General features: G+C 68.3%; 6 protein-coding genes and 1 pseudogene. 4 read left to right on the top strand and 3 right to left on the bottom strand.

What is annotated here, in order from left to right:
• The 4 genes and pseudogenes from FRC96_RS16445 to FRC96_RS16460 all read left to right on the top strand — a co-directional run.
• Window positions 1-758 (top strand): annotated as a pseudogene (locus FRC96_RS16445) (hypothetical protein); the annotation flags it as partial.
• Between the two features lies 1 nt (window position 759).
• On the top strand, window positions 760-3,552 hold the full coding sequence (locus FRC96_RS16450; RefSeq protein ID WP_146976025.1) for a DUF4105 domain-containing protein: 2,793 nt from the start codon (window positions 760-762) through the stop codon (window positions 3,550-3,552).
• 68 nt (window positions 3,553-3,620) lie between these two features.
• Window positions 3,621-4,535 carry a cation diffusion facilitator family transporter gene (locus FRC96_RS16455; protein WP_230467261.1) on the top strand — a complete coding sequence of 305 codons (915 nt, stop codon included), beginning with the start codon at window positions 3,621-3,623 and terminating at the stop codon, window positions 4,533-4,535.
• A gap of 168 nt (window positions 4,536-4,703) precedes the next feature.
• Window positions 4,704-5,453: a DUF3015 family protein gene (locus tag FRC96_RS16460; protein WP_146976028.1), complete on the top strand. Its 750-nt coding sequence runs from the start codon at window positions 4,704-4,706 to the stop codon at window positions 5,451-5,453.
• 19 nt (window positions 5,454-5,472) lie between these two features.
• Here FRC96_RS16460 and FRC96_RS16465 read toward each other — a convergent pair whose 3' ends face one another.
• The 3 genes from FRC96_RS16465 to FRC96_RS16475 all read right to left on the bottom strand — a co-directional run.
• On the bottom strand, window positions 5,473-6,528 hold the full coding sequence (locus tag FRC96_RS16465; RefSeq protein ID WP_230470354.1) for a penicillin-insensitive murein endopeptidase: 1,056 nt from the start codon (window positions 6,526-6,528) through the stop codon (window positions 5,473-5,475).
• Between the two features lie 400 nt (window positions 6,529-6,928).
• On the bottom strand, window positions 6,929-7,750 hold the full coding sequence (locus tag FRC96_RS16470; protein WP_146976032.1) for a hypothetical protein: 822 nt from the start codon (window positions 7,748-7,750) through the stop codon (window positions 6,929-6,931).
• Window positions 7,747-8,473 (bottom strand): PEGA domain-containing protein (locus FRC96_RS16475; protein WP_230470355.1); only part of this gene is annotated, 727 nt, incomplete at its 5' end. The genes FRC96_RS16470 and FRC96_RS16475, both read right to left, overlap by 4 nt.

Here is an 8,473-nt window from a genome sequence, read left to right on the forward strand (position 1 = left end):
TGGCGCTGGCGCTTCTGGCCGCCGCCGGCCGCACCTTTGTGCTGGAGCGCACCGGTGAGATGCCCTGGCCCAGCCAGACCTACTTCGATCTGACGCTGGCTGCGCTGCGTCAGGTGGGCGTTACGATCGAAGCGCTCAGCCCCACCGAGTTGCGCCTTAGCCCCGGCCCCGATCTGGAGGCGCCAGTGCGACTGGAGCTTGCGCGAGACGCCAGCGCGGCGGTCGTCTGGCACGCACTCCATGCGCTCTTCCCGGAGTTCGCGCCGCCGGAGCCGGCGGGCGAAGATCACCCTGACGCGCGATTTGCAGCGCTGGCGCACACCCTTAAGAACCGTCCTCCCGGGGAGGTCATGAAGGTCGATCTCAGCGACGCGCCCGATCTCGCGCCGGTGCTCGCCGCCCTGGCCGCTCGCCAGCCGGTGGCCGTGCGCATCCACGGCGCGGCACACCTGCGCCACAAGGAGAGCAACCGCATCGACGCGCTGGCCGCCGCGATGGCCGACGTCGGGTTGACGCTCTCGCCGACCCAGGATGGCTTTGACGTCAGCGCGCCGGCCGGTCAGCCCACGGCAAACGCGCGCTTTGAGACCCACGGCGATCATCGCCTGGCGATGTGCGCGCTGGCCCTTGTCAACGAGGCCCCCCTGACGCTGAGTGAGGCCGGCTGTGTCACCAAGTCCTATCCGGGACTGTGGCGTCAGGCGCGTCGAGCGGGCATCATCACCCAGGCCCATATGTCGCTCCCACCGCTGGACTGAGATGTCGCGCTTCCCCATCCCGCTTCTGCCCCTGCTTACGCTGGCCGCGCTGCTGCACGCGGCGTGCGCGAGCTCGCAGGCGCCGCGGGAGCCCGCCACCTGGGAGAGGGATGCGCCGCCAGCGGTCGAAGCGCTGCGGGCCTCGCATATTTTTGTGGCGCCGGGTCCCTGGCTCCCCGGCGAGCTCGACACGCTGGCGCTGGCTGCCTCGAAGATGCCTGTGGCGCTGCGCCCCGAGGCCTCCGCCCCGCTCGTGCTGGAGCGCCGCGCCCGCCCCTGTCTCTTTGGCATGGGCCGCTACACCGAGGCCTGCCCCACCTTCTCGGACGACGGGCGCACCTTTTATATCTACGACATGATCCTGATGGAGACCGACGGTCCGCTGGACCGTCAGCGCGCGCTCACCCGCCCGGCTCGCCAGCAGCTCTGGCGCCAGCGCGCTATCGCCCACGCGCTTGTCGCTCGCGCCGACACGATCCACGACGTGAGCCAGACCTACCGCTGGCGCTCGATCAACGGCTGGGACAACGCCGGGGCGCGCCCCCGAAACCGAGATCTTCACGGCTACCTCCGCCCGATGGGCAAGAGCTCCGCCCACCTCGACTTTGTGACCAGCGCCGAAGCCTTCTTCTTTCGCGAAGAAGATCTCATCGACATCAAGCCGCAGGTGGGCACCCCGGTCTATTCGCCGGATTTAACTTTCAGCTGCCAGGAGTTCACGCGTAACCGCGTGCTCACCGACGTCTTCGACACCATCGACGCCAACTGGCGCGCCGGAACGCTACGCGCCGACGACCCGGCCACCTACGACTGCCCGGCCTTTGAGCGCTGGGCCGACATCGACAACCTGGTGGGTGTGGACGTGCTCTTTGCCGCCGAGCGCACTGACCGCCCCGAATCGCTCTTCGGGCATCTGTTGATCCACGTGAGACATCGCTCCGCCGAGCTCTTCCGAAGTCAGGGGTTTGAGTACGTCTACCAGTTCGGCGCGGTGACCGACTCCGACATTCACCCGCTTCGTTTTGTGCTCGAAGGCATGGCCGGTGGATTCCTGGCCGTCTTTGATCTCTCGACCTTTCGGGGCATCGACCGCACCTACCTGCAGCTGGAGCAGCGCACGCTGCGCCGCTACCAGCTCGCGCTCACCGAGCAGCAGACCCGCCAGCTTTTGGAGCGCATCTGGGAGGTGGAGCGACGCTTTGCTTACCCCTACTTTTTCACCACGCATAACTGCGCGTCTTTTCTCATTGACCTGATCGGCCCGGCGCTCGACCGCGAGGAACCTCTGCCGCGCAAGGTCTTTGCGATGCCCACCGAAGTCCTCGACATCCTGGCCAGCGTCACCACAGAGAGCGGTGAGCCGCTCTTGCGAAAACCCGACGCCGACGTGCTCAGTGCCGAAGAGCGCGCCATCCTCGCCAGTGAGCATATCGACCGGCTCGCCGCACGTTTTGCCCTGCACCCGGCCGCGCCGACAGAGCTCCATGAGGTGATTGAGGCGCTGCGCCGAGGACCGCCGGATCTTCGCGCTGGCCGCTACGATGATCTGCTCGGTCCCCTTCAGGCGCTGGTCGCCCGGGCCCCGGAGCTGGCCGATGAAGCATCCGGGCTCTACGACGCCTTCATCGCCCTGGAGACCTCGGAGTTGCAGCTGGTGGAGGCGAGCCTCTTGGAGTTTGAAGAGCGCGCCCAGCTTGAACCTCTGCGCTTTAGCGCCGCCGAGATCCTGGCGCTGCGCCGGGAGCTCTATCGCCACGAGCGCGCCGGGCTTCGAGCGCGTCAGCGCAACGAGTTTCTCGACGCGGTTCAGGAGCACCTGCGCCGCGCCCCGCGCGAAGATCCCTCCCGCGCCGAGGAGCGCGCCCTGGACTGGCACGCGCTCTTGCTCGACGCTCACCGCGCCGCAACCCAGGCTCAGGGAGAGCTCATCGACTGGCTCATCCTGCGCGATCTTTACAACCCGCGCGCCGCACTCAAAGCGCGCGAAGCGCACTACGCCACCACCCAGGTGGAGCGCAGCGAGCGCTCCCTGCGCACCTCCAACGCCGGACGCTGGGGGGTAACCCTGAGCGCCGACGGCCAGGCCCTGCCGCCTCAGAGCGCCCCGCGGCTGCACCTGGACTGGGCGTTGCTCGACGATCGCCTTGGCGAGCGCCGACTTCATGGCCACCGCCCCGAAGTCGAGGCCACCGCGCTGGGCGTGCGCGCCAGCGCCCCGCTCAACGCCGAGGCGATGCAGCGCCTGGAGCTGGACTTCACCCTCTTTCGCTACATCAGCATCGCCACCCCGCGGGCCGGCTCCCGGCGAGGGTTTACCGACCGCTTTGGCTGGGCGCTGGAGCTCGACGCTCGCCATATCGCCGGCGAACTTCCGCTGCGCACCCACGGCTTCTTCGGGCTGGTGCTGCCCATCGCGCGCTCCGACTCTGGCACATCTCTGCTGGCGATGGGGCTGGGGCCGGCGCTCGATCTCAACGTCGGTCGCACCGAGACCGCCGGCCTGGCCGGAGGCCAGGCCTACCTGCTGGCCCGCGCCCATCTGGGCGGCTACTACGCCAACGCCCTTGATGTGCGCGTGCGTCACGCCGAGCTCTTCAACATCCTCAACCTGCACTCCGAACGTAACTTAAGCGCGCGCCTGGGCCTCACTCTGACGCTGGCGCTTGCGTCGCACGCGCTGCTCCTCCAGCCCTACAGCGAGCTCGACTACGTCTCGGGGGCGTTTGCCGCCGGCTCCGAGCGCACCGACCTGGAGTTCGGGCTTCGACTGGAGCTTGTGCGCGACGCTTTCTAGCCCGCTGCACACCCTCCGCCCGACGTTGACGCCGCCTCGTCTCACCCGACGCCATCTTGAGGATGATCATGAGCGCCCACCACCATCATCACGACTCGCACCACGATCACGGAGGTCCCACGCCGGCCCGCGCGCTCGTTGTGGCCATCGCCCTAAACGCGGCCTTCCTGCTCCTTGAGACCGTCGTCGGGTTCTGGACCAACTCACTCGCGCTGCTCTCCGACGCCGGCCACATGGTCTCCGACGTGGGCGCGCTGCTGGTCGCCCTGCTCGCCATCAAACTCGCCAGCCAGGCCCCCTCGGCGGCCTACACCTTCGGGTTAAAGCGCGCGCCGGTGTTGGGCGGTTTGATCAACGCCATCGGGCTCATTGTCATCGTCGTCTTCATCAGCATTGAGGCCGTAGAGCGCCTGCAGGCTCCGCCCGCCATGGAGGCGACGGCCGTCTTCTGGACCGGGGTGGCCGGTCTGGGCGTCAACCTGGGAAGCGCCTGGTACCTGGCAAAAAGTCGCGACCAGTCGGTGAACACCCGCGGCGCCATGCTGCACCTTCTCTCCGATGCGCTGGGCTCAGTCGCGGCGATCGTCTCGGCCATCGCCGTGGGTTACTTCGGACTCGCCGTGGCCGACCCGGTAGCCAGCCTGGTCATCGCGCTCCTGATCCTTCTCGGGAGCTGGCCGCTGCTGCGCGACACGGTGCGCATCCTGCTGCAGCGCGCCCCGGCCGGCCTCGACATCGCCGCCCTCAAGGCGACGCTTCTGGCCCACCCCGACGTCGTCGCCATCCACGACATGCACGCCTGGGGGCTCGACGACGGTCAGGCCATTGTAAGCGTGGTGCTCAAAACCCGCATCGACGCCCTGGCCGACGCCACCGCTTTAACTGACGCCCTGCGCCGCGAGCTGCGCGAGCGCTTTCAGGTCAATCACGCCACCATCGAGTGCCGAACCCCCGACGCACCGGGCCCCGACGTGGCGTGTTAGCGCTGCTGACCAGACGCCTTAGCAGCCTCACTCCGGCGATGCACACCACGGCGATCGCCGCATCCCATCGACCTCTTCGCCATGTTAACGCTCAACGCAAGCATTGCGCCGACGTCGACGCTCTGGCACCCTCAGAGGTAGAACTCTTCTTTCTGACGTGAGGCGATCATGGCGACGACGCGCACCCGGGTGGGTCTTCTCAGCGTGGCACTGCTCCTGGCGTATGCAGCTCCGGCGCTGGCGCACTCCACATCAAGCGGCGTGGGCAACGGCGCTCACCCGGTGTCTGCGAGCAGCGTCAACGGCGCGGCCAGCGACTCGGAAAACAGCTCGGCGGGTTCCGAAGGATCGTCGGCCGGAAGCGGTGAATCGTCGGCGGCCAGCGGAAACTCCTCAGCCGCCAGCGAAGGTACCTCCGGCGGGTCCACCGACTCTTCCGAAGCATCGGAGGGAAGCTCCAACAGTGAGAGCTCCGCATCCTCCGAGCAACAAGACCCGCCCCCCGAAGATCCGGATGATGACGCCAACAATGTGGCCGGCGCGATCGTCGGCACGGCCATCCTGGGCACGGCCACCGCCTCGACGGTGGGCTCGGTGCTGCTGACGATCTTCGCGGTCAATGAGCTCAGCGCCGAGTTGTACCTGCGCTCCAACGGCCACGCCCTGCGCCATCACATCACGCGCGGTGCCGGCGACGCGCTCGAAGATCTGGCGCACCTCTGCGGCGTCCCGACCACGCAGTACGCCAACTTCGCCGAAGCCACCCGCCAGGCCCGCCACGCCCTGGTGCCCCACCTCGAAGAACCCCGCTCCATCGACGCCGAGGAGACCCGCGCCTTTTTGCGGGCCTTAGCCGAAGCGTTAAGCCACGATCGGGAGCTGGCCACCGCGTTGATCACCAACGCCTACGCGGGCTAAGCCCCCCCGACGTTATCCCTTAGCCACACCAGCGGTCGGTCTCCTGGCAGCGATAGCGCACGTGCAGATGCTTCCGATGCCCGGGCTCGTGCCGCACAATGCCCGAGCCCCCTCGCCGCGGATACTGAAAGACCTCGCGTAACCACGCCTCCGGCGCCCCCTGATCGCGGGCCAGCCGGTAGAGCGTGCGCTGATGGTACCAGTCCAAAAAGATGTGCTCGACCATCCCGCCTTCGAGCAGCTTGAGCACCATCCAGAGCGTGCGCTGCGCGTCGAGATGATCGCGCCGGATGTAGTGGAAACGGTTGTAGTTCGGGGGCTCCACCAGCCGGGGCAGAGTCACGTCGACGTCGCGCCCGCTGCGGTGGGAGCGGTGCGGGCTGATCGCCCGCCCGGTGCGAAAGCTCATATCTCCCACAATCAAAGGCGGCGCGTCGTTGAAGGTCTCGTAGTAGGCGTCGAGCACGCGCACCGTCTCGCTGACGGCGTAGTACGTGCCAAAGGCGCGGTGCGGATAGAGCAAGATGTAGCTCTCGGCAGGGGGCATCGGCTCCCCGCGAATCAGACGCCCGCTGTTGGCGCGCCCCACGCTCCGCGCCCAGCTGGAGTCATCAAGCTCCCAGACTTTGACCTTCTGGCCCACCTCCAGGTTGCGAAGGTCGAGCTCGGGGTTCATCTCCTGGAGCATGGCCGTGGTGACCCGGTACATCGAGCGCAGGCGCGAGAGGCTCTCGCGGGGTCCCACCTCATGAAAGAAGACCTCGCGGCGACGCGTCTCCACCACCGGTCGGCCCTGCTCGTCGACGGGCCAGGCGCGCTCCACCGGGGTGGGCCAGAGCCAGGCCTGAATCTCCTCATCCTCAAGCCACTCGTCGTGCTGCGGGTTGATCATGCTGGCCACCGGCGAGGGCCCGATCCCCAGCATGGCGCCGCGCAACATGGCCGACACCGACGCCTGGCTCTGCGCCATCGCCGACGACGCCATCAGCATCACTCCCACCCCCACCATCATGGCCAACAGTGCCTTTCCTCCCGCCCACGACTTGAACTCCGTCCCGGTCGCGTTCGAACTCATAGAATCATCCCATGGCATTGCCTCGGGCCTTCGGCCGGACGCGCGCGCTCACCCTTGCCACGATCGCGACGACCGCCTCTCCGTTGACCAAAACGGCGTGGCGGCGACCCCTCGCATCGCGGCGGCGACTCCCCTGGCGCGTCATCCTGACATCAAGGCCGGGCACTCATCACTGGTCAGAAATTCCCTTTCCGGCGCGCGAGCTTACAGATCTTAACCTTGAGGGTCAACATCATGACCGGCGGCTCATTTCGGCGTGTGCGGAAGCCTCAACGCAGCGCCCGGCCCGACGCACATCGCGGCGTCATTGTCGCACGCCGCCGGAGACGTCCTGACCGGCTGCCCCTGGCAACACCTTCCCCCTCATCATCTGGTATGACCCTGAAGTTGCTCACCGCGCTCAGCGCGACAAGCGAACCCCCACGCCAATAAGCCCCGGCTGCAGCTGCGGGTTCAGACTCAGTGTAGCGGGCTGCGCGTCGTCTTCGAGAAGATCCCAGGTCAAGATCCCGCCGCCTGCCAGCGTGGCCGCCGCGCCCACGCCGGCCAGAGACCAGAAGACCCGCTGGCGGTACGCCACATCGCTGCGCAGCGCATCGTAACGCTCGCGGCTTGCGCCCTGCGCGCTGGCCTCGGCCAGCTCACCCACCACCGACGCGCTGCGAAGATCGATCACCCAGGCCGAGGCCAGAAGCCCCACCCCGGCGCCGGCCAGCGCCCAGCCGGCCACCCGTCGCCCGGCACCCTCCTGATCCACCGCTGGCGCCACCGGCGCCAGCTCCAGCGGGCGTTGCCCGGCCAGCTGCGCTACGCTGCGAGCCTGCGGCTCCACCTCACGCGAGACCAGGGTCAACCCGCGAAGCTGCGCGTCGACCTGCGCGTAATCTTCACTCTGCGGCGCAAACCCGTCGCGGCACCGCCTCAAGCTCTCGCCGGCCTGCTCGAGCTCAGCGAGCTTGACCAGAGGGACGGCGCGATTGCACCAGAAGATCGGGTCGTCGAGCAGCGCCAGCGCCCGATCAAACTCGTCGACCGACTCGCGGTAGCGCCCCTCATTAAAGAGGCGCATCGCAATCTGATAATGCACCTCGGCGTTTTGCGCCGCGTCATGCGGATCGCCCCCGCCCTGCTGCGCCGCCGCCGGCAACGCGGTCAGCAGCAGGCCCGCGGCCACCGCCACACGGGCCAGGCCGCGCGCGAATCTCGGTGTGCATCGTCTCATGGCATCAGCTCCAGGCGCGCGCGGCGCAGCGTGACCTCAACCTCATCCTCAGCGCTCTCCGGGCTCAGCTCAATCTGGTGATCCTGATAGCCGATCAGCGAGAAGTTCAAGCGCACCGCGCCTTCCAGGGGGGCCTGCCAGCTCAGGGGCGTCGTCCCCAGGGGCTGCCCGTTTGCCGAGACGCGCGCGCCGGGCGGTGTCGATGCGAGGCGAACCTGACGCGTGGCCTCCTCCCGCACCGGCTGCGAGCGCACGCGCGGCGCGCGCGTCGACGAGTGGTACGCATCCGCGGCGCTCGCCACACCGGAGGGCGCCTCATCCGGACGCAGCTCGGAGTCTTCGATCGCTTGCGCGTCGGGCTCGGCGTCCACCTCGGCGCGGCGCTCGACCTCCCCCTCGTTCACCGCAACGGGATCGACCTCTTCCGGCGCGGCCTCCGGGTCGTCTTCAGCGCGGGCCGCTGTGGCTGGCTTCGGCTCCATGACAGCGGCCTCGAAGCCCTGCCGGCCCACGTTGGCAGACGTCTCCGCGCGGGCAACCTCTTGCGTGGTGAGCGCCTCTTCGTCAGCGCTTCCTGACTCCCCTGGCGATTGCATCAGCACCACGAGCGCCATCAGCACCACCACCACCGCCACGCCCAGCGCCACCGCCACAAGCGCCCGCATCGTCGAGCCGTCGGCGGCCCCCTCGGCGGCCGCCAGCGCGACGCCGGCGGGGCGTCCG

The sequence above is a fragment of the Lujinxingia vulgaris genome (assembly GCF_007997005.1).
Classification (GTDB): domain Bacteria; phylum Myxococcota_A; class Bradymonadia; order Bradymonadales; family Bradymonadaceae; genus Lujinxingia.